At 72.9% G+C, this 14225-nt stretch carries 15 protein-coding genes; 9 read left to right on the forward strand and 6 right to left on the reverse strand.

What is annotated here, in order from left to right:
* Positions 1–80: 80 nt before the first annotated feature.
* The 6 genes from ACWGIG_RS27855 to ACWGIG_RS27880 form a co-directional block, all read right to left on the reverse strand.
* The gene (locus ACWGIG_RS27855) at positions 81–581 is read right to left on the reverse strand and encodes a DUF5949 family protein (protein WP_453324426.1); all 501 of its coding nucleotides are present in this window, start codon (positions 579–581) and stop codon (positions 81–83) included.
* 180 nt (positions 582–761) lie between these two features.
* A complete protein-coding gene (locus ACWGIG_RS27860) occupies positions 762–1730 on the reverse strand; it encodes an aromatase/cyclase (RefSeq protein WP_453324427.1) in 969 nt (322 codons plus the stop codon).
* A 19-nt stretch (positions 1731–1749) separates the two neighbouring features.
* Positions 1750–2535: an SDR family NAD(P)-dependent oxidoreductase gene (locus ACWGIG_RS27865; protein ID WP_453324428.1), complete on the reverse strand. Its 786-nt coding sequence runs from the start codon at positions 2533–2535 to the stop codon at positions 1750–1752.
* A gap of 158 nt (positions 2536–2693) precedes the next feature.
* Positions 2694–3833, reverse strand: a complete 1140-nt coding sequence (locus tag ACWGIG_RS27870) for an acyl-CoA dehydrogenase family protein (RefSeq protein ID WP_453324429.1) — start codon at positions 3831–3833, stop codon at positions 2694–2696.
* A gap of 60 nt (positions 3834–3893) precedes the next feature.
* Entirely contained in the window at positions 3894–4268 is a 375-nt protein-coding gene (locus ACWGIG_RS27875; RefSeq protein ID WP_453324430.1) for an ectoine synthase, read from the reverse strand.
* 70 nt (positions 4269–4338) lie between these two features.
* The gene (locus tag ACWGIG_RS27880) at positions 4339–4605 is read right to left on the reverse strand and encodes a phosphopantetheine-binding protein (protein ID WP_453324431.1); all 267 of its coding nucleotides are present in this window, start codon (positions 4603–4605) and stop codon (positions 4339–4341) included.
* A 533-nt stretch (positions 4606–5138) separates the two neighbouring features.
* Here ACWGIG_RS27880 and ACWGIG_RS27885 point away from each other — a divergent pair.
* The 9 genes from ACWGIG_RS27885 (at position 5139) to ACWGIG_RS27925 (ending at position 14175) form a co-directional block, all read left to right on the forward strand.
* Positions 5139–6404 carry a beta-ketoacyl-[acyl-carrier-protein] synthase family protein gene (locus ACWGIG_RS27885; RefSeq protein WP_453324432.1) on the forward strand — a complete coding sequence of 422 codons (1266 nt, stop codon included), beginning with the start codon at positions 5139–5141 and terminating at the stop codon, positions 6402–6404.
* Positions 6401–7669 carry a ketosynthase chain-length factor gene (locus ACWGIG_RS27890; protein WP_453324433.1) on the forward strand — a complete coding sequence of 423 codons (1269 nt, stop codon included), beginning with the start codon at positions 6401–6403 and terminating at the stop codon, positions 7667–7669. Before ACWGIG_RS27885 ends, ACWGIG_RS27890 begins: the two co-directional genes overlap by 4 nt.
* Before the next feature lie 153 nt (positions 7670–7822).
* Entirely contained in the window at positions 7823–8086 is a 264-nt protein-coding gene (locus ACWGIG_RS27895; RefSeq protein ID WP_453324434.1) for an acyl carrier protein, read from the forward strand.
* Positions 8087–8269: 183 nt separating this feature from the next.
* Positions 8270–9835 (forward strand): AMP-binding protein, encoded by a 1566-nt coding sequence (locus ACWGIG_RS27900; protein WP_453324435.1) that lies wholly within the window; start codon positions 8270–8272, stop codon positions 9833–9835.
* Position 9836: 1 nt separating this feature from the next.
* Positions 9837–10880, forward strand: coding sequence for an anthranilate phosphoribosyltransferase (locus tag ACWGIG_RS27905; RefSeq protein WP_453324436.1), 1044 nt, complete (start codon positions 9837–9839; stop codon positions 10878–10880).
* A 307-nt stretch (positions 10881–11187) separates the two neighbouring features.
* Entirely contained in the window at positions 11188–12033 is an 846-nt protein-coding gene (gene trpA, locus ACWGIG_RS27910) for a tryptophan synthase subunit alpha (protein ID WP_453324437.1), read from the forward strand.
* Positions 12030–12818 carry a transglutaminase-like domain-containing protein gene (locus tag ACWGIG_RS27915; RefSeq protein ID WP_453324438.1) on the forward strand — a complete coding sequence of 263 codons (789 nt, stop codon included), beginning with the start codon at positions 12030–12032 and terminating at the stop codon, positions 12816–12818. The genes trpA and ACWGIG_RS27915 overlap by 4 nt, the downstream gene beginning before the upstream one ends.
* Positions 12818–13486, forward strand: coding sequence for a phosphoribosylanthranilate isomerase (locus tag ACWGIG_RS27920; RefSeq protein ID WP_453324439.1), 669 nt, complete (start codon positions 12818–12820; stop codon positions 13484–13486). Before ACWGIG_RS27915 ends, ACWGIG_RS27920 begins: the two co-directional genes overlap by 1 nt.
* Complete coding sequence (locus ACWGIG_RS27925; protein WP_453324440.1) at positions 13483–14175, forward strand: indole-3-glycerol-phosphate synthase; 693 nt, start codon at positions 13483–13485, stop codon at positions 14173–14175. The genes ACWGIG_RS27920 and ACWGIG_RS27925 overlap by 4 nt, the downstream gene beginning before the upstream one ends.
* Positions 14176–14225: the final 50 nt, after the last annotated feature.

Here is a 14225-nt window from a genome sequence, read left to right on the forward strand (position 1 = left end):
GGAAGATCTTCGCGGGGCCCCCTGCACGTCTGCCGCCGGTGCGTGCGCTCACCGCTGCGGGTGCGTGTCTGCGCAGGCGTTCACCTGCGCAGGCGCGCCGCCGGGAGCCGGCAGTGGGCGGAGGAGCGGATCGTCTCCTCGTCACCGACGAACGCCTGGAGGCTCTCCTCGGTGACGGGCTCGCCCGGCTTGGCCTCCGGCCAGGTGCGGGTGGTGAACATCAGGTGCACCTGGCCGCGCTTCTCCGCGGCGGCGAGCCACTGGGGAGGGGCGGTGCAGGTGGCGTTGAGCTGAGGCAGGGTCAGGACCGCGTTGCTGCCCTCGACCAGCAGGGACAGCGGGACGCTGGAGAGGGCGCCGTTGACGATGGCGCCGCCCACGGGGAGTCCGGCCTGGGTGAGCATGGCGCGGACGGCGAGCTCGCCCTCCTCCGTACTGCCTTCTCCGTCACCGAGCGGATAGGCGAGCAGGAAGGCTGCGTCGCGGCCGTCGTCGGTGTGCGTGCCGGCCCAGGCGAGGACGCCGATGGTGCCCAAGTGAGCCTTGTTGAGGACGATTTCTCTTGTTTCGGTGGAAGTCATGCGACAGGACATTAATTGCCCTGCTTGCCCGTCCAGTGGTTCTTGTCACCCACTCGGGCTAAGGAACGCGGCCCGGTAGTCCGTACGTGTTGGCGGGGGTGCACCGGCATGACCCGAGGCCGGGTGGGCGGAGGCCGGAGCCGGTGGGGGCCGGCTCCGGCTTGCGCGGGTTCGGGGTGGTCAGGACACCGGGGTGGTGGCTTCCGCGAAGCTCTTGGCGAGTTTCAGGGTGGCGGTGCTGTTGCGGCCCAGGGCCTCGCGGACGTAGGCGCGGGCGCGGGGGATGTCGGCGCCTGCGCCGAGGACCTTCTCGATGGGCTCTTCGCGGAGCACCACGCTGTGCTGGGACGTCACGGTGACGCCGCCGCTCTCGGCGGGGGTGATGGTCCAGCAGCCGGTGTGGGCGGCCATCAGCGCGGGGGTGGCGGTCTGCTTGTAGACGATGCGCAGCTCGTCGGGGAAGCACACGCGTACCGATTCGGTGGTGTGCACCGAGCCGTCGGCGGTGCGGGTGTCCATGGCCATGACCTGGACGCCGGGCTCGTCCTCGGTGAGGTCGAGGCGGTCCACGTGCGGAACGCGCTCGGGCCAGTCCTGGGCCCGGTAGAGGAAGTCGTAGACGAGGTCGGCCGGGCCGTCGACGTGGACGGAGTCCTCGAAGGACAGGGTGAGTTCGTCGAGCTGCTGCCAGCCTGCGACGAGCTGGGCGAGGTTCGCCAGCTCGGCGCGGCTGTTGGTGTCGACTGCCCGCTCGACCCATGCGAGGTTCTCCGCGTACGCGGCCGTGTCGCCGAGGACGGTGAAGTCGTGCAGCAGGGTGACCTTCGCGCGTGCGTCGCCGAGGTCCTCGACGATCCAGGTGCCGCCCATGGAGGCGACGGGGGCCGTGGAGACTTCCTGGCGGAACTCGATGCGCCGGCGGGCCGGGTCCAGGGTGCGGCGTGAGGTCCAGGACTTGACCTGTCCGTTGGCCGTGGCCCACATCCGCAGTCGTTCCGTGTCGCCGGTGGTCTCCAGCTGCCGCACGTGGACGTTCGGCGGGAAGTACAGGGGCCATTGGACCGCGTCCGCGATCAGTGCGTAGACCGTGTCCGCGGGGGCGTCGGCCTCGTGCTCGTGCACCGTGCGGTGCACCTGCTCGTTCACCATCGGATTTCTCTCTTCCCGGTCAGAAGTTGCCGAGGCCGCCGCAGACGTTGATCGCCTGGGAGGTCATGGAGGCGGCCAGGTCGGTGGTCAGGTAGCCGACGAGGCCGGCGACTTCCTCGGGGGTGCTGTAGCGGCCGAGGGGGATCTTGGCCGTGAACTTCTCCATGATGGCGTCCTCGGTCGTGTCGAACGCCGCCGCGTATCCGGACCTGACGCGCTGGGCCATGGGGGTCTCGACGTATCCCGGGCAGACCGCGTTGACGGTGATGCCGGTGGGTGCGAGTTCGTTGCCGAGGGCCTTGGTGAAGCCGACGACGCCGTGCTTGGAGGCCGAGTACGGAGCGCCCAGGACGACGCCCTGCTTGCCCGCGGTCGAGGCGATGTTGATGATGCGGCCGTACGCGGCGCCTTCCATGCCGCCCTTCTTGAGCACCTCGCGGGTCAGCAGGAAGACGCTGGTGAGGTTGGTGGCGATCACGTCGTGCCAGAGCTCGTCCTGGATGTCGGCGGTGACTCCGCCTCCGCTGCGGCCCGCGTTGTTGACCAGGACGCTGATGGGACCGAAGGCCGCGACCGCGGCGGCGACCAGGGCGCTGATCGACGCGCCGTCGCGCACGTCGGCCGCGGCGCCGTCGGCTTCGATGCCTTCGCCGCGCAGGAGGTCCACGGTCTCCCGGACGGTGGACTCGGTGCGGGCGCACAGGAACACGCGGTGCCCGCGGCGGCCGAGGTCGCGTGCGACCGCGAGGCCGATACCGCTGGTGGCACCGGTGACCAGTGCCACCGGCTTCGTCGGTGCGGGCATGTGTCTTCCTCCGGAGGTGAGCGAGTGGGTGGGCGGGGTGGGTCGGGCTGGTGCAACGACTGTGTGCCGCACGGCTGGAGAGGCGGCGGAAGGGGGGTGGAGAGCTGTGGTGAGGGGCGGTGGGGCGGCTTGTGGGGGAGCCGCTTGCCGCCGCTGGTTCAGAGGCCGAGCAGGGAGGCGACGCGGTTGCGCTGGGTTTCGGAGGTTCCCGAATAGATCGTTCCGGCGACCGAGTTGCGGAGTTCCTTCTCGATCCCGTACTCGGACATGTAGCCGTTGGCTCCGAAGATCTGCACCGCGGCCAGGGCGGAGGCGACGTTGGCCTCGCTGGTGACCAGCTTGGCCAGCGCGATGTCCTCGGTGACGTTCTCGCCGTCGGCCATCTTCCGGGCGGTGCGGTAGAGCCATTGGCGGGAGCTTTCGACGCCGATCTTCATGTCGACGATGCGGTGCGAGATCGCCTGGTAGGAGCCGATCGGTTGGCCGAACTGGGTGCGCTCCTTGGCGTACTGCACGCAGCGGTGCAGGCGGTCGGTCATCTCTCCGGCGTTCACGACGAAGGAGAGGAGGATCTCCCAGCGCATCACGTACTCCATGACCAGGTATCCGCCGCCGACGCGGCCCAGGACGCGGTCGGCGGGGATCCGGCAGTCGTCGAAGAAGAGTTCGCACAGGGGGGAGGTGCGCAGGCCCATCTTCGACACCGGGGCGCCCATGGAGAGTCCGGGGGTGTCGCGATCGACCAGGAAGGCGGTGTAACTCAGGGGGCTGGAGCGGTCGGCGGTACGGGCGTACACGACGATCAGGCCGGCCACGGGGCCGTTGCTGACGAACGACTTGCTGCCGTTCAGCACCCAGTGGTCGCCGTCGCGCCGGGCCCTGGTGCGCATGGCCAGCGCGTCGGAGCCGCTGTCGGGCTCGCTGATGGCGTGGGCGGCGATCGTCTCGCCGCGGGAGAGACGGGGCAGGTACCGCTCCTTGAGCTCGGTGGAGCCGAAGCGCTGGAGCGGTACCCCGGTGCTGGCGAGGTGGGTGCAGACCGAGAAGTTCAGCCCGGCGTCCCGGCAGCCCTCGCCGAGGCCTTCGAGCACGTACATGGTGGTGAGGAGGTCCTGGCCCAGGCCCCCGTACCGCTCTTCGAAGGGCAGGCCCAGGATCCCGGTGTCGGCCAGGAGTTTCCATCCTTCGTGCGGGAAGACCGCCTGCGCGTCGCGTTCGACGTGCCCTGCGTTGAGGTCCTCCAGATAGGGGCCGAGGCCGTCGCGCAGCGCCCGCTGATCAGCGTTCCACTTGATCATCTACGTGCTCCGTACGTCTGGTACTGGGAGAAGCCGGGCCTGGTACTGGGCGAAGGCGGCCTAGTACTGGGAGAAGTCGGGCTGGGCGAGGTTGTGCTTCTCGTCGCCGCGCAGGGCGGGGGTGAACACGCACACCAGGCGGAGGTCCTCGTGCGGGGCGGCGATCAGCCAGTGGGCGTCGTGCTTGTCGAGCGTGTAGAGGGTGCCGGGGGTGATCGCGTGGGAGTTGCCCTCGGTGTCGACGACTTCGCCGCTGCCCTCGATGCAGTAGCAGGTTTCGAGGTGGTTGCGGTACTCCAGGCGCGACTTGGTGCCGGCCCGCACGACGGTGTCGGTGACCGAGTAGCCGACTCCGTCGGACTCGGTCAGGAAGCGGCGGCTGAGGCCATTGCCCCACTCGACGCCGGCTACTTCCTCAAGGGTGCGAACGATCATGGTGGCTTTCCTTTCCGGGGCTGGGCGAGGCGGGGGCGGGGCTTTCCCGCACCTGGACGGCGGTGAGCGGTCAGGCCATCTCGGTGTGCCGGGCGCGGGAGCTTTCGATGAACGCGGCGATGGCCGCGGCCGAGCGGAAGGACTCCGGGTCGAGGTCGACCTCGTCGGTGTCGATCTCGTAGGCGGATTCGATCCATGCGATGACCTTCAGCAGGCCGAGGCTGTCGATGACTCCCTCGTCGAGGAGGTCCAGGGAGTCGTCGAGGTCCTGCGGTGCCACGTCGGGCAGGAACTCCTCGACGACGAATCGCTTGACGGCCGTGACGGTGTCTGACATGTCGGGTCTCCTTGCGGTGGTGGCACGGCGGGGCCGGGCAGGCGGTGCTCGGCCGGCCTCGCCGGCGGGGGCCCGCGACAGCGGCTCGCCGGTGACGGTGGGGGTGCTTCGCGCGACGTCGTCGGGGTGACGGGCCGGGTGGCCCGGGGTGGGCGGCGGGCCGCCCGGTGCTCCTCGTGGGGGAGGCCGCACACGACGGGCGCCCGCTGCTTCCAGCCGTTCGCTCTGCGGCCGATCCTGGCTTTCGTACCTGGAGAACCGATGGAGCGCAGCTGTACGGACGCACCAGGGCGGGGCGGGCCGAGGAGGCCGCCCGCAGGCAGCCGGAGAGGGTGTCGGGGAGGGTGTGGTGCAGGGGGCCCGGGAAGGGGGTGGGCCCGGGATTTCGGGGGCCGGCTCCAGGAGCGGAATCAAGCCGTTCTCCAGGGTCGTCGGCGACTCTCGGCTCACCACATGCGGTGGCACGGGTCGCACGCCGAGCGACGGCCCGCGGTCCGCCGCGACCCCTGGAGGACAACTGTGAAGGACAGCCGATGAGACGGGTCGTGATCACCGGAATCGGAGTGGTCGCCCCGGGCGGTGTGGGCACCAAGGAGTTCTGGTCCCTGCTCACCGCCGGACGCTCCGCCACCCGCGGCATCACCCTGTTCGACCCGGCGCAGTTCCGTTCGCGTATCGCCGCGGAAGCGGACTTCGCCCCTCTCGCGCAGGGATTCACCGCTTCCGAGGCCGAACGGCTCGACCGGGCGACCCAGTTCGCACTGGTCAGCACCCGTGAGGCGGTGGAGGACAGCGGGTTGAGCGGAGAGCTGGATCCGCTGCGCACCGGGGTGAGCCTCGGCAGCGCCGTGGGCGCCACCACGGGCCTCGACCGGGAGTACGCGGCCGTCAGCGAGCACGGCGCGCACTGGCTCCTCGACCACGAGCGGGCCGTGTCCCACCTGTTCGACTATTTCGTGCCCAGCTCGATGGCGGCCGAGGTCGCGCACGCGGTGGGCGCCCAGGGGCCCGTCGCCCTCATTTCCACCGGGTGCACCTCGGGTCTCGACTCCATCGGCCATGCGGTGGAGCTGATCCGTGAGGGCAGTGCCGACGTCATGGTCACCGGTGCCACCGAGGCTCCGATCTCGCCGATCACCGTCGCCTGCTTCGACGCGATCAAGGCCACGAGCCCCCGCAACGACGATCCCGGAACCGCGTCGCGGCCCTTCGACCGCACCCGCAACGGCTTCGTACTCGGGGAGGGTTCGGCCGTCCTCGTCGTCGAGGAGCTCGAACACGCCCGCCGTCGCGGCGCCCACGTGTACGCGGAGATCTCCGGCTTCGCCAGCCGCAGCAACGCCTACCACATGACGGGGCTGCGCACGGACGGGGCGGAGATGGCGGAGGCCATCACCACGGCCCTGGACGAGTCCCGGCTCGACCCCGACGCCGTCGACTACATCAACGCCCACGGTTCGGGCACCAAGCAGAACGACCGGCACGAGACCGCCGCGTTCAAGCGGAGTCTGGGCCGGCACGCCTACGAGGTGCCCGTGAGCTCCATCAAGTCGATGATCGGCCACTCCCTGGGCGCCATCGGCTCCCTCGAAGTGGCCGCCAGCGCCCTGGCCATCGAGCACAACACGGTGCCGCCCACGGCGAACCTGCACGAGCCGGACCCGGAGTGCGACCTCGACTACACCCCACTCGTGGCGCGCGAGCAGCGGACCGACACCGTGCTCACCGTGGGCAGCGGTTTCGGCGGCTTCCAGAGCGCCATGGTCCTGACCCGTCCGTCCCTGGGAGCGTCCGCATGAGCGACACGTCCGTCCTTGTCCGCGGCGCAGCGGAAACCTCCGGCGCGCCGGCGCGCGCGCGGGCCGTGGTCACCGGGATCGGTGTCGCCGCGCCCAACGGCCTCGGCGCCGACGCCTGGTGGGCCGCGGTGCTGCGGGGCGAGAGCGGGATCCGCCCGCTGACCCGCTTCGACGCCTCCGGGTATCCGGCGCGGCTCGCGGGCGAGGTGCCCGGCTTCGTCGCCGAGGACCACGTCCCGAGCCGGCTGATGGCGCAGACCGACCAGGTGACCCGGCTGTCCCTGGCCGCCGCGCGGGAGGCCCTCGACGACGCCGGGGTCGATCCGGCGGAGCTGGCGCCCGGCGCGGCCGGGGTGGTCACCGCCAGTTCGGCGGGGGGTTTCGAGTTCGGGCAGCGTGAGCTGCAGGCCCTGTGGAGCAAGGGGGGCCAGTACGTCAGCGCCTACCAGTCCTTCGCGTGGTTCTACGCGGTCAACACCGGCCAGCTCTCCATCCGGCACGGGCTGCGCGGCGCCAGCGGGGTGGTGGTGAGCGAGCAGGCGGGCGGCCTCGACGCCGTGGCCGCCGCCCGCCGCCAACTGCGCAAGGGCGCCTCGCTCGTCGTCACCGGCGGGGTCGACTCGTCGCTGTGCCCGTGGGGTTGGGTCGCTCATCTCGCGGAGGGACGCATCAGTCTCGCCGACGACCCGCAGCGGGCCTTCCTGCCCTTCTCGGACGACGCCTGCGGGTACGTCCCCGGAGAGGGCGGCGCCCTGCTGGTGCTGGAGGACGAGGAGGCGGCGCGGGCGCGCGACGCGCGGGTGTACGGCTCCGTGGCCGGTTACGCGGCCACCTTCGACCCGGGTCCTGCCGCCGGGGGCGGTTGCCGGCTGGGCGCGGCGGCCGAACTCGCCCTGGCGGACGCCGGGGTGCGGCCCGACGAGGTCGACGTGGTCTTCGCGGACGCGGCCGGCGAGCGGGAGGCCGACCGTGCGGAGGCACGGGCGATCGGCGAGATCTTCGGCGCGCGGGGCGTGCCGGTGACCGCGCCGAAGAGCATGACGGGGCGGCTCGCCGCCGGTGGGGCGTCGCTCGACGTGGCGGCGGCGCTGTTCGCGCTGCGCGACCAGGTGATCCCGCCCACGACCGGCACCGTGCGCCCGGCGCGGGACTGCCCGCTGGACCTGGTGACCGGGGCGCCGCGCAGCGGTGTCCCACTGCGTACCGCACTGGTGCTGGCGCGGGGGCGGGGCGGTTTCAACGCCGCTGTCGTGGTCCGCGCCTAGGGCCTGTCCAGCGGATCGGGCCGCAGGGGAGTGACCCTGCGCTTCGCACCACCGCTGATCGGGCTCCCACGTCTCCGGCCGTGGTCCGTGCCTGGGCCGGCGCAATCCATCACTGACGCACGAGCGTCCGTACGAGGAAGAACGAGGTATGCCGTGACCCGGTTCGAACTGACGGATCTGACCACTTTGCTGCGCGAGTGCGCCGGCGAGGACGAGGGTGTCGACCTGGGCGGCGACGTCCTGGACACCGCCTTCGTCGATCTCGGCTACGACTCGCTGGCCATGCTCCAGACGACGGGGCACATCGAGCGGGAGTGGAAGGTGCTCCTGGACGAGGACGCCATCGAGGAGGCGGGGACCCCGCGCCAGTACCTGGAGCTGGTCAACCGGGCGCTGGCCGCGCGGACCGCGGCCTGAGCCCGCCGCGGGGCCCGGCAGGGCCGCCGCGGTGCTGTTCGTACGACGCGCACGACGGTGGGCGGGCGGCTCCCGGAGCGGGGACCGCCCGCTTCCGGGTGCAGCGGGGCTCGATCCGTGTTCAAGACCGCGCAACGACCATCGGATCCGACGACACACAAGTGGTGAGCAGGGGGAGGGTTTGTGGGTGCCAGCACCGTCACAGTGCCCGGCGTCGCGGGGGTGCCCCCGGCGCTCCGGCACGTCCTGACCGACGGTTTCCTCGCGCACGCGAGGCGGCGTCCCGGGGCAACTGCCCTGGTATTCAAGGAACTTGAGATCACCTACGGCGCGCTGCTGGAGCGCGTCACGCGGCAGCGGGCCCGCGTCGCCCGGCTGCCGGGCGGGGAGCCGGTCGGCGTGCCGGCCGTGAAGCATCCGGAGACGATCGCGCTGGTGCTGGCCTGTCTGCTGGAGCGGCGGCCGGTGCTGCTCCCGTCGGCCACTCTGGGGCGGACCGCTCTGGAGCGGCTGTACGGGCAGGCGGGTGTACGGCACGTGCTGGACCCGGAGGGGTCCGCCGACGACGGCCGGCCCGCGGGCCGGGGCCCGGACAGGTCCGCCGACGACGACCGGCCCGCGGGCCAGGACCCGGACAGCCCTCACCTCGCCGGGGACCGGCCCGCCCTGCTGCTGACGACGTCCGGTTCCACCGGTGCGCCGAAGATCGTTCCGCTGGGCGCCGACGCCGTCGGTTCCTTCGTGCGCTGGGCGGCCACAACGTTCGCCATGGACACCGGTACCCGCGTCCTCAACTACGCGCCGCTCAACTTCGACCTCTGCCTGTTCGACGTGTGGGCCACGCTCGCGAGCGGCGGCCGGGTCGTCCTCGTCGACCCCGACCAGGCGCTGAACGGCCCCCGTCTGCTGGACCTGATCGACCGGCACCGGGTGCAGGTGGTCCAGGGCGTGCCCATGCTCTTCCAGTTGCTCGCCGACGCGGCCCGGGAGAGCGGCGGCGTCCTGCCCCACGTGCGGGACGCCCTCTTCACCGGGGACGTCATGCCGGGACCGTTGCTCGCCCGGTTGCCCGAACTGCTGCCGGGGGCGCGGCTGCACCACGTCTACGGGTGCACCGAGACCAACGACAGTTTCGTCCACACGGTGGCCGACGCGCGGGCGGCGGCCGGCGGCCCGCTGCCGCTCGGCCGGCCGCTGCCCGGGGTGTCCGCGCTGCTCGTCGGCGCCGACGGGTCCGTGCTGGAGGGCCCCGGCACCGGGGAACTCCTGGTGTCCACACCGTTCCAGATGCGGGGCTACCTCGGGGCCGGTGCGGGTGCGCCCGTGTTCGTACCGCATCCGGCGGGGCAGGACGCCCGGCGCTACTTCCGCAGCGGCGACCTGGTGCGCCGTCTGCCGGACGGGTCGCTGATCCTGGAGGGCCGCTCGGACCACCAGGTCAAGGTGCGCGGGGTGCGGGTCAACACCCAGGAGGTGGAGCACGTGCTGCTCGCCCACGACGAGGTGGCGGAGGCGGCGGTGCTGTCGGCGGCGGACCCGCTCGCCGGGCGGCTGCTGCACGCGGTCGTGCGGCGGAGCCCGGGTTCCGCGCTGAACAGCCTGCGGTTGCGCGGGCATCTCGCCCGGCGGCTGCCCCGGGCCGCGATCCCGTCCGGGCTGCGGATCGTCGACGACCCGCTGCCCCGGACCCCGACGGGCAAGATCGACCGGCAGCACCTCCTGTCGGCCCACTTCGAAGAGGAGAGCTGACATGCACGACGCCGTCGTCCTGCTCCTGGGCCGCGACCGTCCGGTGGAGCTGCCCGTGTGGCGGTCCTTCTGGGACCGGTTGCACGCCGGGAAGCTCCTGCGGGGGGAGGGCGCGGCCCTGCTGGCCTCGCTGGCCACCCGGATGCCGGACCGCACCACGGTGCGCGCCCTGCTGGCCTCGCTGGCCGAACGGCGTCCGGAGCTGCCCGCGCACTCCTTCGCCGGGGCCGTCAACGTGGTGGGTACCGGCGGGGGGCCGCCCACGTTCAACATCTCCACCGCCGCCGCGTTCACGGCGGCGGCGATGGGGGTGCCCGTCGTCAAGACCGGCTCCCGGGCGTACACCGGCACCTGTGGCTCCCTCGACCTGCTCGAACAGCTCGGCATCACCCCGACGACGTCGTACGCGCACACCGAGGAGGTGCTGGGGCGGCACGGCGTCGCCTTCACCGGGTACTTCGTGTACCCCCGCGAGATCGCGCTGCTGGCGCGGGCGGTCGCGCCGCTGGACATGCGGCGGCTGGGCTCCTTCGTCAACGCCCTCGGCCCGTTCCTCGCCGGTGTGCCGGTGGGCGCGCAGGTGACCGGGGTGTCGCGGGCGCGGAACCTGGAGGCGCTGGGGCATGCCGCCGCGCACGTCTCCCGGGAGGCGGGGCGGTCCGTGTGGCTGGTCGACAACGACGCGGGCGCCGACGAGCTGCTCTCGTTCGCGGCGAACCGGGTGCGGGCCTTCGAGGACGGCGCCGACAGTACTTTCACGCTCTCCCCCGGCGCGCTGGGGCTCGGCCCCGGCGCTCTCGCGGAGCTGGGCCGGCCCGAGGGCGGTGCACGGGAGGCCGCGGAGCTCTTCCTGGAGGTACTGGGCGGGCGTTGCGCGCCCGCGGTCCGCGAGACCGTCTGTCTCAACGCGGCGGCGCTCGCGGTGGCCGGCCGGGTGACCGGTGACTGGCACCAGGCACTGCGGTCCGCCGATGCAGCGCTGCGCGGCGGGGCGGCGCTGGAGCTGGTGGAGCGGCTGCGCGCGCGGGAGGTCCAGAATGTCTGACCTCCGTCCCGGCTCCGGCCGGCGGCCTGATGGCGCGGCAGGGTCAGTTGACGCGGCGGGGTCCGTTGCGGCGGGGCGGCCCGATGCGGCGGCAGCGTCCGTTGCTGCGGGGCGGTCCGACGGCCCAGCGCAGGCCGACGGCGCGGCCCGGCCCGTTGCTGCGGCAGCGTCCGTTCCTGCGGGGCGGTCCGATGCGGCGGCACGGCCCGACGCTGCGGGGCGGTCCGACGGCGCGGCGCGGCCCTACGCGGCGGCCCGGCCCGTTGCCGCGGCAGGGTCCGTTGCTGCGGCAGGGTCCGGGTTCTTTGTGCACCGGCGGCCCGGGCGGCCCGGGCTTGCTGTGTTCGTCAATGCGGGCGACCCGCCGCTGGAGGCGCTGGGCGAGCTGGTGGCGATGCTCGACGAGAGCGACGTGGACTGTCTGGAGCTGGCCGTTCCGTTCCCCGGCTCCGTCACCGACGGGCCGGTGATCCGCCGGTCCGCCGACCGGGCGCTGGCCGGCGGCGTGACGCTGGACGCCGTACTCGACGCGGTGGCGGCCGTCCGGCCGGGGCTGCGGCGGCTGCGGATCGCCCTCCTCGCGGACTGGAGCCACACCGTCAAGGGCACGGCCCTGGGCGACTTCACCCGTGCGGTGGCCGACGCCGGCTGCGACGGGCTCCTGCTGCACGGCCTGCCGCCCCGGCTGCGCGCCGCCCAGTACGAGGCCGCCGAGCTGGCCGGACTGCCCCTGGTCTCCACCTGTTACGCCGTCTCCGACGGGGCCACGGTGGCCGAGGCGGCGCGCGTGGCCTCCGCGTACGTCTATCTGGTGGCCCACTACGGGCGCAGCGGCACCTCCGCCGCACCCGACGGGGCCCGGGTCGGAGCGGCGCTCGCCGCGCTGCGTACCGCTGCCCGGGTCCCGGTGGCCGTCGGTTTCGGCGTCCGTTCCCGCGGCGACATCGACGCCCTGGAGGAACTCGGCGCGGACGCGGCGGTCGTCGGGAGCGCAGGTGTGGCGCGGATCGAGCGTGCGCTCGCCGAAGGGCACGATCCGGTGGCCGAATTCGCGGCCTTCGTGGGCGAGTTGCGCGGGCCCGCCTCCTCGCTCCGTGCCGGTCCGGGGCTTCCCGCCGGCCGTTCCCGACGAAAGCAGGCCACGTCGTCATGACCGCCCGATCCACCTCCGTACCCACCTCCGAATCCGCCCCCGTGCCCGGTCCCGTCGGCGGCCTCGCACCGCGTCCCGGGCCCTCCCCCGCCGCCGTTTCCGGTCCTCCCGGTCCGGCAGACCTGGCGGCCACCCGGTTCCTGGACCACGACAGCGACGAGGTGCGCGCGTTCGTGCGCGACGCGGTGCCGTCCGGCGCCGGTACCCCCACCGAGCAGGCGGTGGCCCTCTACCGCGCGGTGCGCGACGGCATCCGCTACGAGGTGTACGACGCGGACCTGTCCCGCGAGGGGATGCGCGCCAGCCAGGTGGTGCGTACCGGCTCCGGCATGTGCCTGCACAAGTCGGTGCTGTACGCGGCCGGTCTGCGCGCGCTGGGCATCCCGGCCCGGCTGGTCCTGACCGACGTGCGCAACCACCTCGCCTCCGGGCGGCTCACGCGGCTGCTGGGCGGCGACGTGTTCCGCCAGCACGGCCTCACCTCGGTGCTGCTGGAGGGCCGCTGGGTGCGGGCCACCCCGGTCTTCAACAAGACCCTGTGCCGGCTCTACCGGATCGAGCCGCTGGAGTTCGACGGCACCGCCGACAGCCTCCACCACCCCTTCGACCTCCAGGGGCGGCGCAGCATGGAATTCCTGCGCTTCCACGGGGAGTTCGACGATCTGCCGCATGCGTGGGTGCTGGGGGAACTGCGCGCGGCGCACCCGGGTCTGTTCGAGGAAGGCCGGTCGCGGTTCGCGTCCGGATCCCTCGTGCGGGAGGCACCCGACACGGTGAGGTCCTAGTGCTCGTCAAGATCTGCGGCGCGGTCAGCGAGCGGGAGGTGCGCGACGTCGCCGGGGCCGGGGCCTGCCTGGTCGGCCTGTGGCACGGTGTGCCCGGCGGTCGCTCCGACCTTCCGGCCGGGCGGCTGGCGGAGCTGGCCGCCGCGGCCCGGGAGACGGGCCGGCTGGGGTCGGTTCTGGTCACCTTCGCCTCCGACGCCGCAGCCCTGGCCGACGTCGCCGGGCGGGCCGCGGTCGACTGGGTCCAGCTGCACGGCTATCAACCGCCCGCCACCGTAAGGGCGTTGCGCAGACTGCTGCCCGAGGGGGTGCGCGTGGTGAAGGTGCTGCACGTCCAAGGCGGCTCCTGTGTGGAGAGGCCGCTGATCGGCGCGTACGAGCGGGCGGGGGCCGATGCGTTCCTGCTGGACGCCGCCCTGGCCGACGGGCGGGTGGGCAGTACCGCGCAGAGCCTGGACGACGCGGTGGTCACCGGCCTGGCCGACCGGATGGAACGTCCGTTCCTGCTGGCGGGCGGTCTGGGCGCGGACAACCGGGAGCGCTTCGGCGCGACCGTCGCCCACCCCCGGTTCCTGGGTGTCGACGTGGACTCCGCGGCCCGCGGCGGGGACGGACTGCTCTGCGCCGCGCGGGCCGCCGCCGTCGTGCGCGCCTGGGAGGACGCATGAGCTTCACCGCGGCGCTCGCCGCCGCAGGCCGTCCCGTCGTCATGGAGATCAAGCGGCAGGACGCGGACGGCAGGGACCTGATGGGCGGCCGTACGGTCGCCGAAGTCGTCGCGCGTTACGAGGAGGCGGGCGCGCCCTGTCTCTCGGTGGTCACCGGGCGCTGGTTCGGCGGCACCGGGGACCTGCTGCGCGAGGTGGCCTCGCTCACGGATCTGCCGTTGTTGCGCAAGGACTTCGTCACCGGCCGGGCGCAGTTGGCGCGTACCCGTGAACTCGGCGCCAGTGCGGTGCTGTTGACGGCGAAACTGCTGCCCTCGGGGGTCCTGGAACGGTTGACGGAGCAGGCGCTGGAGCTCGGCCTGACTCCTTTCGTGGAGGTCGCCGACGCGGCGGAGGCCGGTGCGGTGACGCACGGCTCCCACTGCGTGGTGGCGGTCAACAACAAGGACATCGCGACGCGCGAGCGCTTCCCCGGCGACCCGGGGCGCAGTACGGAGCTGCTGCCTGCCGTCCTGCGGACCGGTACCCGGTGCGCGGTGAGTGCCAGTGGGATCGCGGATCCCGGCCGGGCGGCGGCATTGCTGGACGCGGGCTTCGACGGGCTGCTGATCGGAACGGGTCTGCTGCGCGCGCCGAGCCTTTGGGACTGGTGTGCGGAGCTGGACGCGGCGCGTTCCGGGCGCGGTTGAGCGCGCAGGACGACGGCCGGTAGGGGGGCGGGGCCGCTGCAGTACGCGGC

It is taken from the genome of Streptomyces sp. NPDC054863 (assembly GCF_053610825.1).

Bases quoted from the DNA above. Each gene is read 5' to 3' on its own strand.
- ACWGIG_RS27855 (WP_453324426.1), bottom strand. From the start codon at position 581: ATGACTTCCACCGAAACAAGAGAAATCGTCCTCAACAAGGCTCACTTG.
- ACWGIG_RS27860 (WP_453324427.1), bottom strand. From the start codon at position 1,730: ATGGTGAACGAGCAGGTGCACCGCACGGTGCACGAGCACGAGGCCGAC.
- ACWGIG_RS27865 (WP_453324428.1), bottom strand. From the start codon at position 2,535: ATGCCCGCACCGACGAAGCCGGTGGCACTGGTCACCGGTGCCACCAGC.
- ACWGIG_RS27870 (WP_453324429.1), bottom strand. From the start codon at position 3,833: ATGATCAAGTGGAACGCTGATCAGCGGGCGCTGCGCGACGGCCTCGGC.
- ACWGIG_RS27875 (WP_453324430.1), bottom strand. From the start codon at position 4,268: ATGATCGTTCGCACCCTTGAGGAAGTAGCCGGCGTCGAGTGGGGCAAT.
- ACWGIG_RS27880 (WP_453324431.1), bottom strand. From the start codon at position 4,605: ATGTCAGACACCGTCACGGCCGTCAAGCGATTCGTCGTCGAGGAGTTC.
- ACWGIG_RS27885 (WP_453324432.1), top strand. From the start codon at position 5,139: ATGAGACGGGTCGTGATCACCGGAATCGGAGTGGTCGCCCCGGGCGGT.
- ACWGIG_RS27890 (WP_453324433.1), top strand. From the start codon at position 6,401: ATGAGCGACACGTCCGTCCTTGTCCGCGGCGCAGCGGAAACCTCCGGC.
- ACWGIG_RS27905 (WP_453324436.1), top strand. From the start codon at position 9,837: ATGCACGACGCCGTCGTCCTGCTCCTGGGCCGCGACCGTCCGGTGGAG.
- ACWGIG_RS27915 (WP_453324438.1), top strand. From the start codon at position 12,030: ATGACCGCCCGATCCACCTCCGTACCCACCTCCGAATCCGCCCCCGTG.
- ACWGIG_RS27925 (WP_453324440.1), top strand. From the start codon at position 13,483: ATGAGCTTCACCGCGGCGCTCGCCGCCGCAGGCCGTCCCGTCGTCATG.